Below are 25,312 nucleotides of genomic sequence, written 5' to 3' on the forward strand. Positions count from 1 at the left end.
TTATATTTAAAATGTATTTTTAATATAATTAATAACGTAATTGTTTTTAATTTTTTTTTTATTTAATAACATATTATTAATAATATTAATAATTTCTTCTGAAGAAGAAATTTGATTTTTAATAAAAGATATTTTTAAATTTTTATTTAATATTAATTTCATATTATATTTTAAATATTTATTTATATCTGAAATTAATGCCCATATTCCTTTTAATAATAAAATTTTATTTATAACATCATTATATTTTAATAAACATTCATTATTTTTACCAATCCATAAACCTTTTTTAGTTCTTTTATATAAAGAAAAATATAAAAATTCTTTATTACATTTTATAATAGTTATTATTTGATTAATCCCTGTTATTTTCCAAGATTTTTCTGCTAAAATCATTAAATGTGATATTCCTATTTTAGGAATATTTAAAGCATAAGAAATACTTTCTATTGTTGCTATCCCTATTCTTATACTTGTAAAATTACCTGGTCCTAAATTATATCCTAATAAATTTATTTCAGATAATAATACATTAGTTTCATTTAAAATACTATTAATTAAAAATAATATATATTTAATATGTAAAAAAGGACAAAATTGAATTTTTTTATAAATAATTCCATTATTTTTTAAAATTACTAAACAATATTTTGTAGATGTATCAATAGTTAAAATATTTTTATACATATATCTCTGATTTAAAAATAAATTTATTGTTTAAAATTTAAATTATGTTATAATTTCAGTGTTTTAATAACAATTCAAACTATTCTATCAAATAATTATAATATATTATTTTATAAAATAAAATGTTAAATATTTAAATTTATAATAAATTTAATAATTAATAATTTTATTAAAATTTTATTTATAATAAAATTATTTACATAATTATTATAAAATATAAAATAAATAATAATTAAAGTAAGGAATAAAACTCGTGACAACAATAGTTAGTGTAAGGAAAAATGGGAATGTAGTTATTGGTGGTGATGGACAAGCAACTCTTGGTCACATTATAATGAAAGGAAATGTCAAAAAAATTCGTAAATTATATCATGATACAGTTATTGCAGGTTTTGCTGGTGGTACTGCAGATGCTTTTACTCTTTTCGAATTATTTGAACAAAAATTAGAAGTATATCAAGGAAATTTAACTAAATCAGCAGTTGAATTAGCTAAAGATTGGAGAACTGATCGTATTTTACGTAAATTAGAAGCTTTATTAGTAATTGCAGATAAAGTTACTTCTTTAATAATTACAGGTAGTGGAGATGTTATCCAACCTGAAAATAATATAGTAACTATTGGTTCTGGTGGACCATATGCACAAGCATCAGCTCGTGCTTTATTTGAAAATACTAATTTAAATGCATATGAAATAGTAAAAAAATCTTTAAAAATAGCAGGAGATATTTGTATATATACAAATCATAATTTTACTATTGAAAAATTACCATGTAAATAAGCATGAGGAAAATGCTAATTATGTCTGAGATGACCCCAAAAAAAATTGTTAAAGAATTAGATAAATTTATTATTGGACAAGAAAGTGCAAAAAAAGCTGTTGCTATAGCATTAAGAAATCGTTGGCGTCGCATGCAACTAGATGAAAATTTAAGACAAGAAGTTACTCCAAAAAATATATTAATGATTGGACCTACAGGGGTAGGAAAAACAGAAATTGCACGTAGATTAGCTAAATTAGCTAATGCACCTTTTATAAAGGTAGAAGCTACTAAGTTTACTGAAATTGGTTATGTTGGAAAAGAAGTAGATTCTATTATTCGTGATTTAACAGATGTAGCTATAAAAATGATAAGAATACAAGCATTTAATAAAAATTGTTATAGAGCAAAAGAAATGGCAGAAGAAAGAATTTTAAATGTTTTAATTTCTAATAAAAGTAATTGGAATAAAGATGATAATATTGAATCTATAAGACAAAAATTAAAAATTCAACTTAAAAATGGATTATTAGATAATCAAGAAATTGAAATTAATGTAGCTAGCACCCCTATGGGTATTGAAATTATGGCTCCTCCAGGTATGGAAGAAATGACTAGTCAATTACAATCATTATTTCAAAATTTAGGAGGTAATAAACAAAAAAAACGTAAATTAAAAGTTAAAGATGCTATTAAATTATTAATAGAAGAAGAGGCTGGTAAATTAATTAATAATGAAGATATTAAACAAAAAGCTATAGAAGCAGTAGAACAAAATGGGATTGTATTTTTAGATGAAATCGATAAAATTTGTAGAAGAAGTAATAATGTATCTTCAGATATTTCTAGAGAAGGAGTGCAAAGAGATTTATTACCTTTAGTAGAAGGATGTACAGTATCAACAAAACATGGGATGGTTAAAACAGATCATATTTTATTTATTGCTTCAGGATCATTTCAAATATCTAAACCTTCTGATTTAATTCCAGAATTACAAGGTAGATTACCTATTAGAGTAGAGTTAAAAGCATTAACTAGTAATGATTTTAAAAGAATTCTTATAGAACCAGATACATCTATAACAATACAGTATAAAGCGTTATTAGAAACTGAAAAAGTTAATATCATTTTTACTGAAGATGGTATAAAAAAAATTGCAGAATCTGCATGGAAAGTAAATGAAACAACAGAAAATATAGGAGCTAGAAGATTACATACTGTTTTAGAACATTTAATGTCTGATATTTCTTATAATGCTAATGAATACTATAATAAATCTATTATTATAGATAAAAATTATGTCAGTAAACACCTAGATACATTAATAATTAATGAAGATATTAGCAGATATATTTTATAAAAAATTTTAAATTATATATATAAAGTATATAAATAAAAAATAAAAATTATTTTATTTTATTTAAAATAATTAAAATTAAGAATTTCTTTTTCTTAAAATTTTAATAATATCATATAAGTTAATATTTTTTATTTTTAATAAAACTATTAAATGATAAATTAGATCGGCTGCTTCTTGCATAGTTTCTTTTTTGTTATTATCATTTGCAGCTATAATAGTTTCTATAGCTTCTTCTCCTACTTTTTGTGTAATTCTCTTTAATCCACTTTGATATAATTTGTAGGTATATGAAGGTTCTATGGAACTTTTTTTTTTATTTAAAATATTTTCTAGTAAATATAAAAAAGTAAAATCTGATATAGTATTTTTAAAACAGCTATATTCATTTAAATGACATGTTTTATTTACGGATTTTACTAAAATAAGTAATGTATCTTTGTCACAATCTGTAGTAATTTTTTTTGCATATAAAAAATTACCTGTTGTTTCTCCTTTTGTCCATAACTTATTTTTAGTTCTGGAAAAAAATGTAACTTTTTTAGTTTTTAATGTTATTTGAAGAGCTTTTTGATTCATATATGCATGCATAAGAATTTGACCTGAAATTTTATGTTGTATAATAACAGGAATTAATCCATTTATTTTAGTCCAATTTAAAGTATTTAAAATATTTTGTTTTAACATATTCTAACCTCAATATTTTTTTTATGTAAAAATTTTTTTAAAATATTAATATTAATTATATTTTTATGAAATACTGATGCAGCTAAAGCACCATCAACATTTACTTTTTTATGAAAAACATCATAAAAATTATTAAAAGAACCTGCTCCACCAGAAGCAATTAAAGGAATTTGACAAATTTTTCTTATTTGTTTTAACTGTACTATATCATATCCTGAACATAATCCATCTTGATTCATCATATTTAATACTATTTCTCCTGCTCCTAATTTTTGTACTTTTTTTACCCATTCAATTGTTTCCCAATTAGTTATTTTTATATTTTTTTTATTACCAGTATATTTATATACATAATATTTTTTATCTTTTTTGTTATACCAAGAATCTATTCCAACAACAATACATTGTTTACCAAAATATTTAGATAATTTTGTAATTAAAGAAGGGTTATTTAATGCAGGAGTATTTATTGATATTTTTTCAGCTCCTGAATGTAATATTTTTGCAGCATCATCTATAGATTTTATACCTCCTGCTATACAAATAGGTATACTAATTATTTTTGCAATTTTTGATATCCATTTTTTATCTACTAATCGATTATCAATAGATGCTGTAATATCATAAAATACTAATTCATCAGCTCCATCCTTATCATATTTACTAGCTAAAGACAAAATATCTCCTATAACTTTATGATTTTTAAATTGTTTTCCTTTTACTACTACATTATTATAAACATCTAAACAGGGTATTATTCTTTTTGCCAACATAAATTAGCCTCTTGAATAGTAAATTTTTTTTCTAAAAAAGCTCTTCCTATAATTATATGTTTTACTCCACTTTTTTTTAAATTAATAATATCTTGTAATGATGAAATACCTCCTGATGCTTGAAAAAAAATTTGGGGATATTTTTGAACTATTTCAGTATATAAATTTATATTTGGTCCTAAAAAAGTTCCATCTCTAGAAATATCGGTACATAAGACATGTTTTAATCCTAAATCTAAAAATTTTTCAATAATATTTTCAAAAATTACGTTACTTTTATCTTGCCATCCATTAATAAAAACAATTTTTTCATTTTTTTTATTAATTTTAATATCTAATGCTAAAATTATAGAATTTGGATTATATAATTTAAACCATTTTTGTACATTTTTAAAATTTTTAATAATAGAAGATCCTAATATAATTTGTATTTTAGGTATTAAATTAAAAATTAAATCTATATCTTTTTTACATCTAATTCCTCCTCCTAATTGTATAGGAGGTAAATTATATTTAAAAATATTTTTTAATAAAATTATTTGTTTTTTATGGGGATTTTTTGCTCCATCTAAATCTATAATATGAATTTTTTGAGCTCCTTGTTTTATATATTTTTTTATATAAAATAAAGGTTCATATAAATATTTACGTTTTAAATTAAATTTTCCTTGATGTAATCTAACTACTTGTCCTTTTATTAAATCAATTGCTGGGATAATCATATTTTAATTTTATATATTTAAAAAATTTTTAATTAATTGAATACCATTAATTCCTGATCTTTCTGGATGAAACTGAACTCCAAAAAAATTTTCTTTTTTAACAACAGAACTAAATTCTTTTTCATAATTAGTAGTAGCTATTGTATAATTATTAATATTAACATTATAACTATGTGAAAAATAAAAATAAGAATTTTGATTAATATTATGAAATAATGGTGATGATATTATATTATGTACTTTATTCCATCCCATATGTGGGATAGGTTTATCTCTATTATTCATTAAATTTACAGAATAATTTAAAATTCCTAATGTAGAAATTCCTTCATTTTCTTCACTATATTCTCCTAAGATTTGCATACCTAAACATATACCTAAAATATCTTTTTTACAGTTTTGAATTAATTTTATTAAATTATCGTTTTTTAATTTTTTTATTATAGAATTAGCAGAACCAACACCTGGTAAAAAAATTTTATCAGCATTTAGAATTAAATCTTTTTTATTTGTAATTTTTGAACTAAATCCTATTTTTTTTATAGTAGATTGTAAAGAGTAAAAATTACCACAAGATGTATCTAAAATAACAATTTTCAAATTAAAACTCCTTTTGAACTAGGAATAGTAGTATTATTTACTATTTTAATAGCTTGTTTTAAAGAACATCCAAAAGCTTTAAATAAGCTTTCAATTTTATGATGATCATTTTCTCCTGTAACTTTTAAGTATATATTACATGACATAGAATATGATAAAGAATAAAAAAAATGTTTAATCATTTCTGTACTTAAATCACCAATTTTTTGATATTTAAATTTTACATAATATTGTAAATATGGTCTTCCTGATAAATCAATTGAACATTGAGCTAATGATTCATCCATGGGTAATAAAAATCCAAATCTATTAATTCCTTTTTTATTACCAATAGCTTTTGAAAAAGTTTTTCCTAATGATATTGCAATATCTTCTATTGTATGGTGATCATCAATGTATAAATCTCCTTTACTGTAAATATTTAAAATAAAACCTCCATGTATTGCTATTTGTTCTAACATATGATTTAAAAAATTAATTCCAGTATTAATATTATTTTTACCCTTTTTATCTAAAAATAATTCAACATATATTATTGTTTCTTTTGTTATTCTTTTTATTGTAGCATATCTTTTTAATGGTGTTAATTTAGTTAAAATATCTAGCCAATTACATGTTTTTTGATTATATAAAATACCATTAACTCCAATATTTTTTGCTAATTGCATATCAGTTAAACGATCACCTATAACATAACTATTTATATTATCTAAATTATTATTTAAATATTTTTTTAATAATGTTGTATTCGGTTTTCTACATATACAATTATCATAAGAATAGTGAGGACAGATGAAAATGTTTTCAAATTCAATACCTTGAGATTTAAAAATATTAATCATAAAATTATGAGGAATATTAAAAGATTCATAAGAAAAACTTTTACTACCCAAACCATCTTGGTTTGTAATTATTACAAATAAATAAGAAAATTTTTTTAATTTTGATAATGCAATAATAACATTTTTTTCAAAAAATAATTTATTAATATTATCAACTTGATAATTTTTTTTAGGTTCAGATATTAAAGTACCATCTCTATCTATAAAAAGTATTTTTTTTAGCATATAATAAAGTCTTTTTTTATGAAATTTTTAAAGAGATAATTGTTGTATTTCAAAAAATAATTTTTTACATTCAATAAATGTTCCTATAGTAATTCTTAAACAATTATTTAATTTTTTTTCATGATTTTGATTTCTTACAATAATTTTTCTTTTAATTAATTCTTTAAATATGATTTTAGAATCATGAAATTTTATTAAAATAAAATTAGTTGAACTATTAAATATATTTTTTATACAACTACAATTATTAAGATTTTTTATTAACCATTTTTTATTATTAATTATTGTTTTTACATTATTTTTCATAATAATTAAATTTTTTAAATTTAAAGATTGTATTGCAATATCTATAACAGGTTCAGGTATTGGATAAGGAGCAATAACTTTAACTAATATATCAATAATATATTTATTTGTTAAAATAAATCCACAACGTAACCCTGCTAATGAAAATGCTTTTGATAAAGTTCTTAATATAATTAAATTATTATATTTGTTTATAAAATTAGTTAAAGTTTGATCTATACAAAATTCAATATATGCTTCATCAATAACAATAATTATTTTATTTTTTGTTAATTCTAATAATTTTATTATATTATTTTTATCGATATAATTACCAGTTGGATTATTAGGATTACAAATAAAAATAATTTTAACATTATCAAGATTTTGTTTAATTTTATTTAAATCTAAATCCCAATTATTATTACTATTAATCATGATATATTTTATATCTAATATTTCAGCAGTAACACGATACATATCGTATGTTGGTGGGCAAAATAGTATTTTATCATTTTTTTTATTACAAAATGTACGCATTATTAAATCAATACCCTCATCTGCCCCTCTTGTAATTAAAATATTTTTTGTATTTAAATTTACATATTTACTATATAAACTAATTAATTCTTTTGATTGTGGTTCTGGATATCTATTAAATATTTTTTTATTTAAAGAAAAAATAGAAGTAATAGGAGATTCATTTGCATTTAATGCTATTAAATTATTAGTATTATTTTTATATAAAAATCTTGCAGATTTATATGGATTAAAATTAAGAAGATTTTTTCTAACTATTTTATAAATATTATTACTTGTTTTATTTTTTTTTTGATCAAAATAATTTTTATAAATATATTTTTTTCTTTCTGTAATAGAATTACTATGACCGAATAAGTTTTCTTTTTTTGCCATAATTTCTACTGTATCGGAAATATTTAATAATCCTTGTTTTGTTAATTTTTGAACAGATATTCTTTTTTGAAAATCATAAATTCCTAAACATGAATATGTTGACGCATAACCATAAGTAGGTAAAACATGATTAGTTCCTGAAGCATAATCTCCTACTGATTCAGGAGACCAATGACCTAAAAAAATTGATCCTGCATTAATAATTTTAGATAAAATTTTGTCATAATTATTACATTGGATAATAAGATGTTCCGGAGCATATTCATTTACTATTTTTATACATTCTTCAATATTATTAACTATAATAATAAAACTATTATTAAGAGACTTTTTTGCTATATTTTTTTTAGGTAATTTTTCTAATTGTTTAGAAAGTTCTTTTTTAACTAATTTAGCTATTTTTTCTTCAATAGTAATTAAAAATACTTGTGAATCTATTCCATGTTCTGCTTGAGATAATAAATCAGCTACAATAAAATTGTAATTTGCAGATTTATCAGCTAAAATCATTAATTCTGATGGGCCTGCTGGCATATCAATAGATATATTTTTATCAGATTTATTTTGATTACTTACTTGTCTTTTAGCTTCTGTAACAAAAAAATTTCCTGGTCCAAAAATTTTATCTACCTTATTAATAGATTCTGTCCCATAAGCCATTGCTGCTATAGCTTGAGCTCCACCTACCTGAAAAATATTTTCTATATTACATAAATATGAAGCAAATAAAATTTCATTAGATATTGGTGCTGGAGAACATAATATAATATTAGGACATAATGCTAATTTAGCTGGAATACCTAGCATTAATACAGTAGAAAATAATGAAGATGTACCTCCTGGTACATATAATCCTATTTTTGATATGGGACGATAAATTTGGTAACAAAATACTCCAGATATAGTTTCAATTTTTTTTTTTTTTAAAATTTGATATTTATGAAATTTATATATATTATTATATGCATTAATTATTGCATTTTTAATGTCTTTATCTATATAAAATTTTGAATTATATATTTTTTTTTTATCTATTTTTAGAGTATTAATATTTATTTTATCAAATAAAAAATTATATTTTTTTAATGCACTATCTCCTTTATTTTTAACTTTCTCTAAAATATTTGTTACATCATTTTTAATTTTTTTATCTATTAAAAATATTGGTCTAGATAATATTTTTTTTTTTTGTTCTTTATTATAATTATGCCAATAAATTAAATTATTTAAAATATTCATTTTATTACTCCATTATTTTTTCAATAGGTAAAACTAAAATAGAATGTGCACCTAATAATTTTAATTTCTCCATTTTTTCCCAAAATAGTGTTTCACTACATACCATATGTATAACTACATTTTTAGTATTTCCTATTAATGGTAAAATAGTCGTATTTTTAACATATGATAATAATGACATTACTTTTTTCAATTTCTTATTAGGAACATTCAAAATTATATATTTAGATTCTCTTGCTTGAATAACTCCTTTAATTCTTGCTAACAATTTATTTACTAATTGTTGTTTAAAATTTGTTATTTTATCATAACGTTGTATTAAACATGCTTGTGAAATATATATAATTTCTACTTCTTTAATTCCATGTGCTTCTAAGGTAGCCCCTGTTGAAACTAAATCACAAATAGCATTAGATAAACCTAATCTAGGTGCTAATTCTACTGATCCATTTAACATACAAGATTTAAATGTAATATGATGTTTATCAAGATATTTTTTTAATAAATTAGGATAAGAAGTTGCAATACAAGCATTTTGTAAAGATTGTAATCCTGTATAATTTTTGTTAATAGGTATTGATATAGATAATCTACATATACCAAAGTTTAATTTACGTAATGTTAAATAATTTGCATTATCTCCTCTTGCTAACCTAGCTAAAACTTCTTCTTCTAAAACATTTTGTCCAATAATACCTAAATCAACAACACCTTCCATAATTAATCCAGGAATATCATCATCACGTACTCTTAAGATATCAATCGGCATATTTTCTGCAAAAGCTATTAACTTTTGTTGTTGTAAATTAATTTTAAGACCACAATTTTTTAATAGTTTACTAGATTCATTACTTAAACGACCAGATTTTTGCATAGCTATGCGTAAACGATTGTTATCCGGCATACTTTTATCCTTTTTTTTTAAAATTTAAAATTTTTAAAAATTAAATTTTATGTTAAAAATTAATTATTTTAATTAAACTTAAATAAATTATAAAAAAATAACAACTATTTTTCTTAAAATTTTATGCAAAAATTTTAATTATTTATTTTTTTTATATATCCTAAATCTTGATTTAAAGGATTTTTTGCTGAAATACGAGCTAATTTATCACATTTATTATTCATTTTATTATATGAATGACCTTTTATCCATTTCCAACAAATATTATGTTTAGATAAAGATAATTCTAATCTTTTCCATAAATCAATATTTTTTACTATTTTTTTATTATTACGTATCCAATTATATTTTTTCCAATTATACAACCATATTGTAATTCCTTGTTTTAAATAATTACTATCAGTAAATAAATAAATATTACAATTTTCTTTTAAAGATTCTAATGCAATAATAGAAGCCATTAATTCCATTCTATTATTAGTTGTAAAAAAAAAACCTTTAGTTAAAACTTTTTCATATTTATGATATTGTAATATAGCAGCACAACCTCCAGGACCAGGATTATATATACAAGAACCATCAGTAAAAATATTTATATTTTTATACATATTACTTTGATTAAAATTTATATTATTTATATAACAAATATGAAAAAAATTAATATACGTCAAGTAGTTTTAGATACAGAAACAACAGGGATGAATTTATCTTATCCATATTATATAGGACATCGTATTATAGAAATAGGTATTATTGAAATTATTAATCGTAATATTACTAAAAATTATTTTCATACATATTTAAATCCACAAAGAACTATAAGTAAAGAAGCATTTAATATTCATGGTATTTCTAATCAATTTTTATCTAAAAAACCTATTTTTTCTGATATATTAGATAATTTTATTAATTTTATTAAAGGAGCGGAACTGATTATTCATAATGCTCAATTTGATATTAATTTTATTAATTATGAATTATCATTATTAAAAAAAAAAATACCTAAAATTGAAAACATTTGTACAATAACAGATACGCTTAAAATAGCTCGAAATATTTTTCCAGGAAAAAGAAATTCATTAAATTCTTTATGTAATAGATTTAATATTAATATAAGTAAACGTAATTTACATGGTGCTTTATTAGATGCAAAATTATTAGCTTATGTTTTTTTATTTATGACTACAAAACAAAATTCATTTAAATTAAAATTTTTAAAAGAAAAAAATAATATATTTAATAATAAATTAAAATTTTTATATAAAAATCTAAAAAGAAAAAACATATTAGTTATACATGCTTCTAAAGAAGAATTAAAATTACATAAATTAAAATTAAATTTAATTAAAAAAAAATGTGGTTTTTCTTTATGGGAAAACAAAAATAAATAAAAATATTGACGATTAAAGATATTATCTATATTATAAAATAATTACGGTGCGATAGTTCAGTTGGTTAGAATACCGGCTTGTCACGCCGGGGGTCACGGGTTCAAATCCCGTTCGCACCGTATGATTTATTTTAGAATAAAAAATAATAATGTTAATCATTATTAATCCATAATACACATGATTTTTTATATAATTCTAAATTATTTTTTAATATATTAATTAAATCTGAACAAATTTCTTTTTTATTTATAAAATCGTTAATCCAAAAAAACACAGTAAAATTAATTGAATTATTAGTAATTTCATCAACAATAACATTAACAATTGAATTTTTTATTATTTTTTCATTTACTGAAACAGTATCTAATAAAATTTTTTTAATCATATTAATATCTTTTTGTATTAAATTTCTTGCAATACCTAAAGTAATTTTATTTCGATATTCATTAGATTTAGAAAAATTTATTATATTTTCCGTAAGTATTTTTCCATTAGGAACAGATATAATACTTCCATCAAATGTTTTAAAAAGAGTACAAAAAATTTCAACATTAGTAATTTTACCAGTTACATTACCTATATTAATATAATCTCCAACTTTAAAAATACGGAATGTAATAATTAATAATCCTGATGCTAAATTTGATAAAGCACTTTGCCATGCTAAACCTATTACTAATCCTATAGTTCCAAAAGCAGCAAAAATTGATGATGTTTTTAATCCTATACTACTTAATGCACTAACTATAACAAATATAGTTAAACTATATTTAAAAATATTTGTAAGAAATCCAGTTGTAATTGGATCTATATTTCTAATAGTAAAAACATTCCTTGTTGTTTTCGTAACAATTTTTACACCCCATAATCCAAAAAATAAAATCATACCTGCCAAAACAAAATGTTCGCATTGATATAAAATAAAAGCTCTATTTTTAAATATCCACAATTTTATAAAATCTAATACACTAGTAAATTTATTCATATTTTCATAATCCATTCTATGAAATAATTTGTATTGTTTTTTATAATTTAAATAATTTGTTTTTTATAATATATTAATTGCATTTAATTCATTAAATGTTTTTTCTAATCTTTTTTTCATAGAAATTTGTGATGCTCTAATCCATGATCTAGGATCATAATATTTTTTATTTGGTTTATTAAAACCTTTTGGATTACCAAGTTGTTTTTGTAAATATTTTTCATATTTTTTATAAAATTTTAATACACCTTGCCATGTAGCCCATTGTGTATCTGTATCAATATTCATTTTAACAACACCATAATTAATCGATTCTTTAATTTTTAATAATGAAGAACCTGAACCTCCATGAAATACAAAATTTATAGAATTATTAGGAATATTATGTTTTTTACTAATAAAAATTTGTGCATCTCTTAAAATTTTTGGTAATAATTTTACATGTCCTGTTTGATATACTCCATGTACATTTCCAAAAGATGCTGCAATAATAAATTGAGAACTAATTAATTTTAGTTTTTCATAAGCATAATTTATATCATAATAATCAGTATATAATGATTTTTTAGTTATATTACTATTATCAATACCATCTTCTTCCCCACCTGTACATCCTAATTCAATTTCTAATGTCATTTGCATTTTTGACATTCTTTTTAAATAATGACTACATATTTTAATATTATCTTTAATTGATTCTTTAGAAAGATCTATCATATGAGATGAAAATAAAGATTTTTTATGGATTAAATAATGTTTTTCATTTTCATCTAATAAATTATCTATCCAAGATAATTTATTTTTTGGACAATGATCAGTATGTAAAATCACTGGAATACCATAATATTTAGCAAGTTTATGAACATGTTTAGCCCCAGAAATGGCACCAATAACAGGAGCTAATTGTGGATTTATCATTTGTAATCCTTTACCTGCAATAAAAGAAGCTCCTGAATTAGAAAATTGAATAATAACTGAAGATCTTACTTTAGCTGCAGTTTCTAAAACTATATTTATAGAATCAGTACCTATACAATTAACAGCTGGTAAAGCAAATTTATTTTCTTTTGCTATTTTAAATATGGTTTGTAAATCATGACCAACAACAACACCAGGTTTTATATAATTTAAAATTTTAGACATAATATATACTTTACCCTATTAAAATTTTAATTGTTAACAATTTTATTATTTTATTTTAAATAAAATGTTATGAAATACTTTCTAATATAGATATAACAGGTAATTTATTTCCTTCTATATATTTTAAAAAAGCTCCTCCACCTGTAGAAATATAAGAAATTTTATCAAAAGAATTAAATAATTCTACTGCAGCTAAAGTATCTCCTCCGCCTACAATAGAAAAAGCATTACTATTTCTAATAGTTTTAATAATAATTTCAGTTCCTTTTCTAAATTTTTTAAATTCAAAAACTCCAATAGGACCATTCCATAATATGGTTCCAGCTTTTTTTAATTCACATTTAATTATATTTATAGTTTTATTACCTATATCAAGAATTTTTTCATTTTTTAAAATATTATCAATATTTTTATTTTTTATAAAAGAATCATTACTAATAGATGTACTAACTATACAATCAATTGGGAGAATTATATTTTTATATTTTTTATTAATTTCTTTGGCTAATAAAATTGCATTAGGTTCATATAAGGAACTTCCAATATTATTATTTAATGATAATAATGTATTTGCTATACCTCCTCCTACAATAACTTTCTCTGATAATTTACATAATTTTTTTAAAACATTAAATTTTGTAGATATTTTAGATCCTCCTATAATAGAAATTATAGGTTTTATAGGATTTTTTAAAAATTTTTTTAAATTTTTTATTTCATTTATTAATAATAATCCTGCACAAGATTTTTTAGCAAAGTTTATAATTCCATAAGTAGATGAATGCATACGATGTGAAGTAGCAAATGCATCCATAACAAATATATCACATAAAGATGCATATTTTTTAGATAATTTTTCATTATTATCTTTTTCACCAATATTAAATCGTACATTTTCCAAAAGAATAATTTCATTTTTTTTAAAAATACATCCATTTAAATAATTTTTTTTTAAAATAACTTTATGATTTAAAATTTTTTCTAAATATATAGCAATTTTTTTTAAAGAAAATAAAGAATTATATTTACCTTCAATAGGTCTTCCCAAATGTGATGCTATAATAATTTTAGATTTTTTTTCTAAAGCATATTTTATAGTAGGTAAAGATAATCTGATTCTAATATCAGATGTAATATTACCCCTTTTATCTAAAGGTACATTTAAATCTGATCTTATTAATAAAATTTTATTTTTAATATTTAGATTTAAAATACTTAACATAGTAATTAATCCTATTAATTTAAAATTTAAAAAATAAATAATTATATAATTTTAAAAGTTTTTTTTATTTTTAAAATAATATTTTCAACTGTAAAACCAAATTTTTGAAATAATTTTTCTGCAGATCCAGAATATCCAAATTCATTAATACCAATTACAAGACCATCCAACCCTACATATTTATACCAAAAATCTGTAGATCCAGCTTCAATAGCTATTCTATTTTTAATATGTTTAGGTAATACATAATCTTGATATTCTTTTGTTTGTCTATCAAAAGTATCAGTAGATGGCATAGATATTACTCTAATTTTATATTTCAAAAAAGATAATTTTTTATATACTTCTGTTGCTAAAATTACTTCTGAACCAGTAGCTATTAGTATAATTTGAGGATTTTTATCTAAACAATCTTTTAAAATATATGCTCCATATGATATTAATGATATTTGTTTTTTACTTCTTTTTTGTGTAGGTAAATTTTGTCTTGATAAAATTAAGACAGTTGGTTTATGTATATTTTCAATACTAATTTTCCATGATATAGCTGTTTCAATTTTATCACATGGACGCCAAATACTTATATTAGGGATCAGTCTTAAACTAGATAATTGTTCTATCGGTTGATGTGTTGGACCATCTTCACCTAAACCAATAGAATCATGAGTATAAATCATTATATTTCTAATTTTCATTAAAGCAGACATTCTTATTGCATTACGACAATAATCTGAAAAAACTAAAAAAGTAGCTGTATAAGGTATAAATCCTTTATATAAAGAAATTCCATTTGAAATTGCCATCATACCAAATTCTCTTACTCCATAATAAATATAATTTCCATCTTTAAATTTATTAATTGGTTTAGAATTTTTTAAAATAGTTAAATTACTACTAGATAAATCTGCAGAACCGCCTATTAATTCTGGTAATAATTTGGAATATTCTTGTAAAATATATTGAGATGATTCTCTTGTTGAAAAATTAGTATTAATATTATTTAATTCATAAATAAATTTATTTACTTTACTATTCCAATGTTTGGGAAGAAGATTATTGATCCTTCTTTTAAGCTCTTTAGCTAAAAGAGGGAATTTATTACAATATTTTTTAAACATATTTTCCCATTTAGATTCTTTTATATTGCCTATTTTTTTTGCATCCCATTTTTTATAAATATATAAAGGAATTTCGAAAGGTTTATAATTCCAATTTAAATTTTTTCTTGTAAGAATAACTTCTTCTTTACCTAAAGGTGCCCCATGAGCAATATTTTTTCCTGATTTATTAGGTGATCCAAAAGCAATAATTGTATTACAAATTAATAAAGAAGGTTTTTCTTCTGTTAGAGATCTAGCTTTATTAATGGCTTCTTCTATTTCTTTAAAATTATGTCCATCTATATTTGATATAACATTCCATCCATAAGATTTAAATCTTTTTTTAGTATCATCATTAAACCATCCTGTAATATTTCCATCTATAGAAATACCATTATTATCATAAAAAACTATTAATTTTTTTAATTTTAATGTTCCTGCTAAAGAACATACTTCATGAGAAATACCTTCCATTAAACAACCATCACCTAAAAATATATAAGTATAGTGATCTATTATATTATAATTTAATCTATTAAATTGTGAAGCTAATGTTTTTTCAGCTATAGCCATACCAACCCCATTAGCTAATCCTTGACCTAATGGTCCAGTACTAGTTTCAATATTAGGAGTACATCTAAATTCAGGATGCCCAGGAGTTTTAGAATATAGTTTTCTAAAATTTTTTAAATCAGAAATTGTTAAATTATATCCACTTAAATGTAATAAACTATAAATTAACATAACACAATGACCATTAGATAATATAAATCTATCACGGTTAATCCATGTTGGATTATTAGGATTATGATTTAAATAATTGCGCCAAAGTACTTCTGCTATATCAGCCATACCCATTGGTGCTCCAGGATGTCCTGATTTAGAATTTTCTATAGCATCTATACTTAAAAATCTAATAGCATTAGCAAGATCTCTTCTAGAAGGCATAATATAAATTACTCCTAAAACTTAAATAAAATATTTTTTAAAAAAATTATTTATATAAAGAAATATATACGTAAAATGTTTTAAAATCTATTTTTATAATTTTAAAATTTTAAAAAATAAAATTTATTAAAATTTTAATTTTATATTTATTTTATTTTATTTAAATATATAATAATATAAGTAATTTATTTATTAAAAATAAAAGGTAATATTAATGACAGAATATTTATTTACTTCAGAATCTGTATCAGAAGGACATCCTGATAAAATAGCAGATCAAATTTCTGATGCTATTTTAGATAAAATAATTGAACAGGATATTAATTCTCGTGTAGCATGTGAAACATATATTAAAAATAATATAGTATTAATTGGAGGAGAAATAACAACAAAAGCTAAAATAAATATAGAAAAAATAACAAGAAAAACTATAAAAGAAATAGGATATACTAATCCTGATAAAGGATTTGATGCTAATACATGTACAATATTAAATATTATAAGTAAACAATCAAATGATATTGATAAAGGTATAACATCTAATTTAGATAAAGCTAATCAAAAAGCAGGAGATCAAGGATTTGTATTTGGTTATGCAACAAATGAAACAGATGTTTTCATGCCGGCACCTATTATATATGCACATAAGTTAATGTATCAACAATCGTTAATAAGAAAAAAAAAAATTTTATCATGGTTAGAACCAGATGCAAAGAGTCAAATTACTTTTAAATATAAAAATGATCAAATTATTAATATAGATTCTGTAGTTTTATCAACACAAATTTCTAAAGAAATATCATTTAAAAAATTAAAAGAAGCAATTATGGAAGAAATTATTAAACCTGTTTTACCTAAAATATGGATAAATAAAAAAACAAAATTTTTTATTAATCCTTCTGGTCGTTTTATTACTGGGGGACCTATTAGTGATTGTGGTTTAACTGGAAGAAAAATTATTGTAGATACTTATGGCGGTATGGCTAGACATGGAGGAGGAGCTTTTTCCGGAAAAGATCCATCTAAAGTAGATAGATCAGCTGCTTATGCAGCTCGGTATATAGCTAAAAATATAGTAGCATCATCTTTAGCGTCACGATGTGAAATACAAATTGCATATATTATTGGTATTGCTAAACCAATTTCAATAATGGTAAATACATTTGGTACTGGAAAAGTATCTGATAAAAAAATAACTTCATTTATTAAAACAACTTTTGATTTAAGACCTTTTAATTTGATAACAATGTTAGATTTATTAAAACCAATATATAAAAAAACTGCATCTTATGGTCATTTTGGTAGAAATATTTTTTCATGGGAAAAAACAGATAAAATATCAAAATTTAAAGATTTTTTTAAAATTAATTAAAAATTTAAAATAGAAAAAATTATAAGTTTTTTAAATTTTTTGTAATCCAATAACTTTTTCATTAAATTTTGTTTTAATAATAATTACGCCTTTTGTGTTACGTCCAACAACACAAATTTCAGATATATTTATACGTATTAAAGTTCCCATATTCGTAATTATAATTACTTGATCACTATCTATTACTTTTAAAGATCCTGCTAATTTACCATTTCTTTGATTAATTTTCATAGATATAATTCCTTTTGTAGCTCTAGATTTTGTAGGAAACTTTTTATTATTAGTGCATTTTCCATATCCATTTTCTGTTATAGTAAAAATATTTTTTTTAAATTTATGATTTAATACTATTAATGAAACTACATAATCTTTTTTTTTATTCAAAAAACTAATACCTTTTACACCTATTGTATTCCTTCCCATGGATTTAATTTCAGATTCATTAAATTTAACTACCTTACCTAATGAAGAAAATAACATAATTTTATCATTTTTATTAATAATAGATACTCCTATTAAATTATCTTTTTTTTTTAACTTTATTGCAATAATTCCATTAGATCTAGGTTTATTAAATTTATTTAAATTTGTTTTTTTAATTTTACCTTGTGAAGTTACCATAACTAAATTAGAATAATTTGTATAATTATTTATTACAATAAAAGTATTAATAATTTCATTATTTTTTAAGGGAATAAAATTTATAATAGGTTTTCCTTTTGCATATCTATTAGCTTCAGGTATATCATATACTTTTAACCAATATAAATATCCTTTATTAGAAAAACATAAAATTTGATCATGAGTATATGCTATTAATATTTTATATATAAAATCATTATCTTTTAATTTTACAGCTATTTTACCTTTACCACCTCTATGTTGTAAATTATATTCAGTAATTTTTTGATACTTAATATATCCTTGATAAGATAAAGTAATAATAACTTTTTCATGATTAATTAAATCTTTTTTTTGAATTATAGAATGATTGTTTTTATTTAAAATAATTTCCGTTTTTCTCTTATCTCCAAATTCTTTTTTTACTAAGACTAATTCATTATATATTACTTTCATTAAGTATTCATAATCTTCAATTATTTTCATTAAATTTGATATTTTATATATTAAATTTTCATATTCTATACATAATTTTTTATGTTCTAAATTTGTTAATTTATTTAATTTTAGTTCTAAAATAGCTTTAATTTGTGTATAACTAAAATGATAATTATCATTAAATTTTATTAAATTAGAATTAGTTAAATAAATATTTAATGTTTTTTTTTCTTGTAAATTAAATATTTGAAATATATTTGGAATTTTCCAAGATTGTAAATAGATTTTATCTTTTATAGTTTCTGATACTTTAGAAAAGCGAATAATTTTAATAATTTCTTTTATATTTAATAAAGCTACTATTAATCCTTCTAATATATGTGCTTTACTACGAGCTTTATTTATTTCATAATTTGTTCTTCTTATTACTATTTCACGTCTATGAGAAATAAAAGCTTTAATAATATTTTTTAAAGACATTAATGTAGGCTTACCTTTATATAAAGAAACCATTTTTATACTAAAAGTAGTTTGTAAAGGAGTTAATTTATATAAATTATTTAAAATTACATTAATAGATATATCTTTTTTAATTCTAATTAAAATTCTGACCCCATCTTTATCAGATTCATCTCTTAAAGTTTTAATACCCTGAATTTTCTTTTCTTTTATTAAAAAAGCTATTTTTTCTATTAATTTAGATTTATTTATTTGATAAGGAAGTTCATAAATTATGATTTTTTTATATTTTTGTTCTTTATTTTTAATAATTTTAATACGTCCTCTAAGAAAAATTTTTCCTTTTCCCGTATTATATGCATTTTCAATTTCATTAATACCATAAATAATACCTGCGGTAGGAAAATCAGGACCTGGAATATAATTCATTAATTCTTTAATAGTAATAGTATTATTTTTAATATAAGCTAAACAAGCATTAATTACCTCAGTAATATTATGAGGAGGAATATTAGTTGTCATACCTACTGCTATACCAGATGATCCATTTATTAATAAATTAGGTATTTTTGTAGGCATTATTTCAGGTATTTTTTCTGTATTATCATAATTAGATAAAAAATTTACTGTATTTTTTTCTAAATCGTTAATAATTTCTTGAGAAATTTTAGACATTTTTATTTCAGTATAACGCATAGCTGCAGCAGAATCTCCATCAATAGAACCAAAATTACCTTGTCCTTTTATTAATGGATATCTTAATGAAAAATTTTGTGCTAATCTTACAATTGTATCATAGACTGCATTATCCCCATGGGGATGATATTTTCCTATTACATCTCCGACTATTCTTGCTGATTTTTTATAAGATTTATTCCATGTATTTCCTAATATATACATAGCATATAATATACGTCTATGTACTGGTTTTAATCCGTCTCTTACATCTGGTAATGCTCTTCCTATTATAACTGACATTGCATAATCTAAATAAGAATTTTTTAATTCTTCTTCAATATTAATTAATTTTATTTCTTTAGCAAAAAAATTCATGTAAATAAATATCCTTTTAACTTATAACTTTATAAGTTATAAATTTGTGATTATATTTCTAAATATATAGTTCAAAATAATTAAGTTTATAGAATTATAAAAATAAGCGCTAATTTATAACATTAATTTTTATAATTTTATATTTAACTTATGTAATAAGAATAATTTTATTAAAATAATAAATTTATATATTTTATTTTAAATAAAACTTTTTTAAAAAATATAATTTAAATATTATAATTTTCTAGTTGTTTAATTTTTTTCTTTGCTTGTTTAATAACTTCTTTAGGAATACCTGCTAAAGATGCTACAAATAAGCCATAATTTTTATTAATTGATCCATTTTTAATCTTATATAAAAATACAATAGAATTATTAATTTCTATTGCATCAAAAAACATGTTTTTTATACATTTATTTTTAATTTTTAAATTTGCTAATTCGATATAATTAGTTGCAAATAAAGTAAGTGATTTAATTTTTTTAGCGATATTTTCCGCACAAGCCCATGCTATAGCTAAACCATCATGAGTAGATGTACCTCTTCCTATTTCATCCATTAATACTAAGCTTTTTTTTGTTGCATTTCTTAAAATATTTGCAGTTTCTATCATTTCTACCATAAAAGTAGATAATCCAAAAGAAATATTATCTGCAGAACCTATTCTAGTAAAAATTCTATCTATAGGACCTATAATAGCTTTATCTGCAGGAACATAACTACCTATATAAGTCATTAATATAATTAAAGCTATTTGTCTCATATAAGTACTTTTACCACCCATATTAGGACCTGTTATTAATAACATATTTTGTTTATCAGTTAATATAACATTATTAGCTATAAAAGATGATTTTATAATATTTTCAACAATGGGATGTCTAGAATTAATTAATGATATTCCTATTTTTTTGCTAATTATAGGACATGTGTAATTTAAAGTTAGAGATCTTTCAGATAAATTACATAATACATCTAATTCAGATAAATATAATGATATTTTTTGTAAATTTACTAAAAAAGGATTAATATAAGAAAATAATTTATTATATAAATATTTTTCTAAATTTAAGAGTTTTTCTTTAGATAAAAAAATATTTTTTTGATATTTTTGTAATTCTGGAATAGAATATCTTTTAAAATTTTTTAAAGTTTGAATTTGAATATATTTATTAGGTAAATTACCTTTATAACTTTTATTAATTTGAATATAATATCCATGAATTGTATTATATCCTATTTTTAATTTTTCTATTTTTAATAAATTACGTTCTTGATTTTCTATAAAAAATAAATATTTATTTGAATCATTTGATAATTCTCTCAATTTGTCTAATTCTTGATTATATCCAGTAGCTATAACATTTCCTTCTTTTAAAGATAAAGCAGGTTTTTTTTTTATAGATTTTTCTAATAATTTTTTTAATTGAGAAAAAAGTCCTAAATTTAAAATTTTTGATTTTATTTCACAATTATTAATTTTTTGAAGAATTTTATAAATTTTAGGTAAATAATTTAATGTTTGTCTTAAAGACACTAAATCATTTGGTTTTGCAGTTTTTAAAGCTAATCTAGCAATAATTCTTTCAATATCACTAATTTTTAATAATATTTTTTGAAAATCTAAAAAATATTTTTGTAAAACAAAAATATTTTTTTGTCTATTTAAAATAATTTTTATATCACGTATTGGATTATTTAGCCATCTTTGTAATAAACGACTTCCCATACTAGTTGTAGTATAATCTAATACTTTAATTAAAGTATTATCCTTATCTCCTGAAATACTATTAATAATTTCTAAATTTTTACGTGTATTTTCATCCATAATAATTTCATTATTATGATTTTCTAAAAAAATATTATTAATATGTGGTAAATATACTTTTTGTGTATCTTTAACATATTGGATTAAACATCCTGCCGCTCTAATAGCTAAAAATGATTTATCAATACCAAAACTTTTTAAGTTCTTAGTTCTAAATTGCATATTTAATTGTTGAATTGCTGTATCTATATCAAACTCCCATAATGGTCTACGTCTAATACAATTTCTTTTTTCTAATAAACTTATATCTTGAAAATTTTCAGAATATAATAATTCTTTTGGATTTGTTCTTTGTAATTCTCCTGCAATTATATTAATATCTTTATTTTCCATGATTCTAAAATCGCCAGAACTAATATTTAGTGTTGCATAACCAAATCCTAATTTTATATCTTGATATATTGATCCTAATAAATTATCAATTTTATTATTTAATAAAATATCATCACTAACTGTTCCAGGTGTAATAATTCTAACTATTTTTCTATTTAAAATTTTATTTTTAGATAATGTATTTTTTTTTTTTTCTATTTGTTCACAAATAGCTACAGATTCTCCTAATTTAATTAATTTTGATAAATAATTTTCTATACTATTAACTGGTATTCCTGCCATAGGAATAGGTTTTCCATTTAATTTTCCTCTTTTAGTTAATACAATATTTAATATTTTTGATGCTTTTTTTGCATCTTCAAAAAACATTTCATAAAAATCTCCTAATCTATAAAAAAGTAAAATATTAGGATATTGTTTTTTAAATTTAAAATATTGCTCCATCATAGGTGTAGACATATTTAATTACTTTTTAATATTAATTATTTTAAAATTTAGATATTTTATTTAAATAATGTTTTTGTTTAAAATTAATAAAATAATAAAAATAATTAATAATTCTAATTATTTTTTAGAATATTAATTAATATCTATTTATCATCATTATTATCATTATTTTCATTATTACTAATTAAATTTAATATTATAAAAAATAGATTAATAAAATCTAAATATAACATAAGAGCACCTAAAATAGCGTATCTTCTTAAATTATCTTTGTCATTTATATTTAAACTAATTTGTTTTGCAATATTTTTTAATTTTTGTGTATCATATGCAATAAGTAATGTAAAAAAAATTACACTAACATAATTTATTATAGACGATACAAAATTATTTTGTAACCAAAAATTTATAAATGATGATATAATTATACCAAGGATCCCCATTAGAATAATATTACCTAGATAACTTAAATCTTTTTTAGTAAAATATCCCCATAAACACATAGATAAAAATGTTAATGATGTAGTTATAAAAGCTGTAAAAATTGTATTTTGATTATATGCAGAAAATACCCCCGCTGTTGTTAATCCTGTTAAAGAAGAATAAAACATAAATAATGTAGTTAATGTTTTACCTGATAATCTGTTTAATAAATTAGACATAATAAAGACTAATGCAAATTGTAAAAAACATAAACCTAATAAAAAAAATCTATTATTTAATAAATAATTTATTACTTGTATTGTGTTAGAAACATACCAAGAAACAAATGCTGTTAATAATAAACCACAAGACATCCATCCATATACTCTTCTAAAGTATGTCTGTATATGATATTTTTCTTGTTTTAAAGTAGTACTTTTTAAATTTTGATATTCTATCATAATCATACCCTTTAAAATTTAATAAATTTTTTTAAAAATATATTAAAAAATATATATAAATTATGTTTATATTATATAATATTTTATATAAATTACATAGAAATTAATTTAATTATATAATGAAACACATACCAGTTTTATTAAAAGAATCTATTCAGAGTTTAAATATTAAAACTAATGGAATATATATAGATGCTACTTATGGATGCGGAGGACATACAAAATTAATTTTATCTAAATTAGGAAATTATGGACGAATTTATGCAGTAGATTGTGATATAAAAACAATTTTAAAATATAAAATTATAGATAATAGAATTATTTATATTAATAAAAATTTTTCAAAATTAAAATATGTTTTAAATAATAAAATAGGTAAAATAGATGGAATATTATTCGACTTAGGAATTTCTTCATTTCAATTAAATAATCCCCAAAGAGGTTTTTCTTATATGTCTAATGGCCCATTAGATATGCGTATAAATCAAAAAAAAAAAAAAACAGCTTATACTTTATTAAAAAATATAAATGAAAAAAAATTATCCGAAATATTAAAAAAATATGGTGAAGAAAGATACCATAAAAAAATAGCATATAATATAAAAAAATATATTTTACAAAAAAAATTAAATAATACACAAGATTTATCTACTTTAATATGTTCTATTAGTAAAAATAATAAATTTAAACATCCAGCTAAAAGATCTTTTCAAGCAATAAGAATTTTTTTAAATAAAGAAATAAAAGAGTTAAAAAAATCTTTAAAAATTTCATTAAAATTATTAAAAAAAGGTGGTATTTTATCAATTATTAGTTTTCATTCAATAGAAGATAGAATAATTAAGCATTTTATGAAAAAATATAGTACTTCATATAAAAAAAATATTCATCATAAACTACCTATAACTGAAAAGGAAATAAATAATTTTTATTATAAAAATAATACGATAAATTTAAAAATTATTGATAGAATTTTCCCGAGTAAAAAAGAAATTTTTAATAATCCCAGATCAAGAAGTGCAATACTACGTATTGCAGAAAAAATTTAAAAAAAATAATAATTTTAATTTATTATTTTGTTTCCTAAAAT

At 20.8% G+C, this 25,312-nt stretch carries 21 protein-coding genes and 1 tRNA gene; 6 read left to right on the top strand and 16 right to left on the bottom strand.

What is annotated here, in order from left to right; genetic code table 11:
- Nucleotides 1-6: 6 nt before the first annotated feature.
- On the bottom strand, nt 7-687 hold the full coding sequence (gene tsaB, locus GJU05_RS00565; RefSeq protein WP_208753616.1) for a tRNA (adenosine(37)-N6)-threonylcarbamoyltransferase complex dimerization subunit type 1 TsaB: 681 nt from the start codon (nt 685-687) through the stop codon (nt 7-9).
- 253 nt (nt 688-940) lie between these two features.
- Between tsaB and hslV the strand changes: the two genes are divergently transcribed.
- The gene (hslV, locus tag GJU05_RS00570) at nt 941-1,468 is read left to right on the top strand and encodes an ATP-dependent protease subunit HslV (RefSeq protein ID WP_208753617.1); all 528 of its coding nucleotides are present in this window, start codon (nt 941-943) and stop codon (nt 1,466-1,468) included.
- Between the two features lie 20 nt (nt 1,469-1,488).
- Nucleotides 1,489-2,808, top strand: coding sequence for an ATP-dependent protease ATPase subunit HslU (gene hslU, locus GJU05_RS00575; RefSeq protein WP_208753618.1), 1,320 nt, complete (start codon nt 1,489-1,491; stop codon nt 2,806-2,808).
- Between the two features lie 75 nt (nt 2,809-2,883).
- Here hslU and hisIE read toward each other — a convergent pair whose 3' ends face one another.
- The 8 genes from hisIE to rnhA form a co-directional block, all read right to left on the bottom strand.
- Entirely contained in the window at nt 2,884-3,492 is a 609-nt protein-coding gene (gene hisIE, locus GJU05_RS00580) for a bifunctional phosphoribosyl-AMP cyclohydrolase/phosphoribosyl-ATP diphosphatase HisIE (protein ID WP_208753619.1), read from the bottom strand.
- Nucleotides 3,486-4,265, bottom strand: a complete 780-nt coding sequence (gene hisF, locus GJU05_RS00585) for an imidazole glycerol phosphate synthase subunit HisF (protein ID WP_208753620.1) — start codon at nt 4,263-4,265, stop codon at nt 3,486-3,488. The genes hisIE and hisF overlap by 7 nt, the downstream gene beginning before the upstream one ends.
- Nucleotides 4,247-4,987, bottom strand: a complete 741-nt coding sequence (locus tag GJU05_RS00590) for a 1-(5-phosphoribosyl)-5-[(5-phosphoribosylamino)methylideneamino] imidazole-4-carboxamide isomerase (RefSeq protein ID WP_208753621.1) — start codon at nt 4,985-4,987, stop codon at nt 4,247-4,249. Before GJU05_RS00590 ends, hisF begins: the two co-directional genes overlap by 19 nt.
- Nucleotides 4,988-4,996: 9 nt before the next feature.
- Nucleotides 4,997-5,587, bottom strand: a complete 591-nt coding sequence (gene hisH / locus GJU05_RS00595; protein WP_208753622.1) for an imidazole glycerol phosphate synthase subunit HisH — start codon at nt 5,585-5,587, stop codon at nt 4,997-4,999.
- Nucleotides 5,584-6,654, bottom strand: coding sequence for a bifunctional histidinol-phosphatase/imidazoleglycerol-phosphate dehydratase HisB (gene hisB / locus GJU05_RS00600; RefSeq protein ID WP_208753623.1), 1,071 nt, complete (start codon nt 6,652-6,654; stop codon nt 5,584-5,586). Before hisB ends, hisH begins: the two co-directional genes overlap by 4 nt.
- A 27-nt stretch (nt 6,655-6,681) precedes the next feature.
- On the bottom strand, nt 6,682-9,093 hold the full coding sequence (gene hisD, locus GJU05_RS02300) for a histidinol dehydrogenase (RefSeq protein WP_211080471.1): 2,412 nt from the start codon (nt 9,091-9,093) through the stop codon (nt 6,682-6,684).
- Nucleotides 9,094-9,097: 4 nt separating this feature from the next.
- On the bottom strand, nt 9,098-9,997 hold the full coding sequence (gene hisG, locus GJU05_RS00610) for an ATP phosphoribosyltransferase (protein ID WP_208753624.1): 900 nt from the start codon (nt 9,995-9,997) through the stop codon (nt 9,098-9,100).
- A gap of 134 nt (nt 9,998-10,131) precedes the next feature.
- Nucleotides 10,132-10,605: a ribonuclease HI gene (gene rnhA, locus GJU05_RS00615; RefSeq protein WP_208753625.1), complete on the bottom strand. Its 474-nt coding sequence runs from the start codon at nt 10,603-10,605 to the stop codon at nt 10,132-10,134.
- A 39-nt stretch (nt 10,606-10,644) separates the two neighbouring features.
- Here rnhA and dnaQ point away from each other — a divergent pair, with 39 nt between their 5' ends.
- Both dnaQ and GJU05_RS00625 read left to right on the top strand, forming a co-directional pair.
- Nucleotides 10,645-11,388 (top strand): DNA polymerase III subunit epsilon, encoded by a 744-nt coding sequence (dnaQ, locus tag GJU05_RS00620; protein ID WP_208753626.1) that lies wholly within the window; start codon nt 10,645-10,647, stop codon nt 11,386-11,388.
- Nucleotides 11,389-11,433: 45 nt separating this feature from the next.
- Nucleotides 11,434-11,507: transfer RNA gene (locus tag GJU05_RS00625), tRNA-Asp, on the top strand.
- A 32-nt stretch (nt 11,508-11,539) separates the two neighbouring features.
- On the opposite strand, the gene GJU05_RS00630 is transcribed toward GJU05_RS00625, so the two are convergent.
- The 4 genes from GJU05_RS00630 to tkt form a co-directional block, all read right to left on the bottom strand.
- Nucleotides 11,540-12,373, bottom strand: coding sequence for a mechanosensitive ion channel domain-containing protein (locus GJU05_RS00630; RefSeq protein ID WP_208753627.1), 834 nt, complete (start codon nt 12,371-12,373; stop codon nt 11,540-11,542).
- A gap of 63 nt (nt 12,374-12,436) precedes the next feature.
- Nucleotides 12,437-13,516 (bottom strand): class II fructose-bisphosphate aldolase, encoded by a 1,080-nt coding sequence (gene fbaA / locus GJU05_RS00635; protein ID WP_208753628.1) that lies wholly within the window; start codon nt 13,514-13,516, stop codon nt 12,437-12,439.
- Between the two features lie 67 nt (nt 13,517-13,583).
- Nucleotides 13,584-14,744, bottom strand: coding sequence for a phosphoglycerate kinase (locus tag GJU05_RS00640; RefSeq protein ID WP_208753934.1), 1,161 nt, complete (start codon nt 14,742-14,744; stop codon nt 13,584-13,586).
- A gap of 35 nt (nt 14,745-14,779) precedes the next feature.
- Nucleotides 14,780-16,786 (bottom strand): transketolase, encoded by a 2,007-nt coding sequence (tkt, locus tag GJU05_RS00645; protein ID WP_208753629.1) that lies wholly within the window; start codon nt 16,784-16,786, stop codon nt 14,780-14,782.
- A gap of 214 nt (nt 16,787-17,000) precedes the next feature.
- Between tkt and metK the strand changes: the two genes are divergently transcribed.
- Nucleotides 17,001-18,158: a methionine adenosyltransferase gene (gene metK, locus GJU05_RS00650; protein WP_208753630.1), complete on the top strand. Its 1,158-nt coding sequence runs from the start codon at nt 17,001-17,003 to the stop codon at nt 18,156-18,158.
- Nucleotides 18,159-18,188: 30 nt separating this feature from the next.
- Here metK and gyrA read toward each other — a convergent pair whose 3' ends face one another.
- From gyrA to GJU05_RS00665, 3 genes are all read right to left on the bottom strand, one after another.
- Nucleotides 18,189-20,729: a DNA gyrase subunit A gene (gyrA, locus tag GJU05_RS00655; RefSeq protein ID WP_208753631.1), complete on the bottom strand. Its 2,541-nt coding sequence runs from the start codon at nt 20,727-20,729 to the stop codon at nt 18,189-18,191.
- A gap of 227 nt (nt 20,730-20,956) precedes the next feature.
- Nucleotides 20,957-23,350, bottom strand: a complete 2,394-nt coding sequence (gene mutS, locus GJU05_RS00660) for a DNA mismatch repair protein MutS (protein ID WP_208753632.1) — start codon at nt 23,348-23,350, stop codon at nt 20,957-20,959.
- Nucleotides 23,351-23,481: 131 nt separating this feature from the next.
- Nucleotides 23,482-24,222 (bottom strand): Bax inhibitor-1/YccA family protein, encoded by a 741-nt coding sequence (locus tag GJU05_RS00665; RefSeq protein ID WP_208753633.1) that lies wholly within the window; start codon nt 24,220-24,222, stop codon nt 23,482-23,484.
- A 119-nt stretch (nt 24,223-24,341) separates the two neighbouring features.
- Here GJU05_RS00665 and rsmH point away from each other — a divergent pair, with 119 nt between their 5' ends.
- The gene (gene rsmH / locus GJU05_RS00670) at nt 24,342-25,271 is read left to right on the top strand and encodes a 16S rRNA (cytosine(1402)-N(4))-methyltransferase RsmH (protein WP_208753634.1); all 930 of its coding nucleotides are present in this window, start codon (nt 24,342-24,344) and stop codon (nt 25,269-25,271) included.
- Nucleotides 25,272-25,312 lie beyond the last annotated feature (41 nt).

Origin of the sequence: Enterobacteriaceae endosymbiont of Donacia fulgens, from assembly GCF_012567545.1 — a bacterium.
GTDB lineage: Bacteria > Pseudomonadota > Gammaproteobacteria > Enterobacterales > Enterobacteriaceae.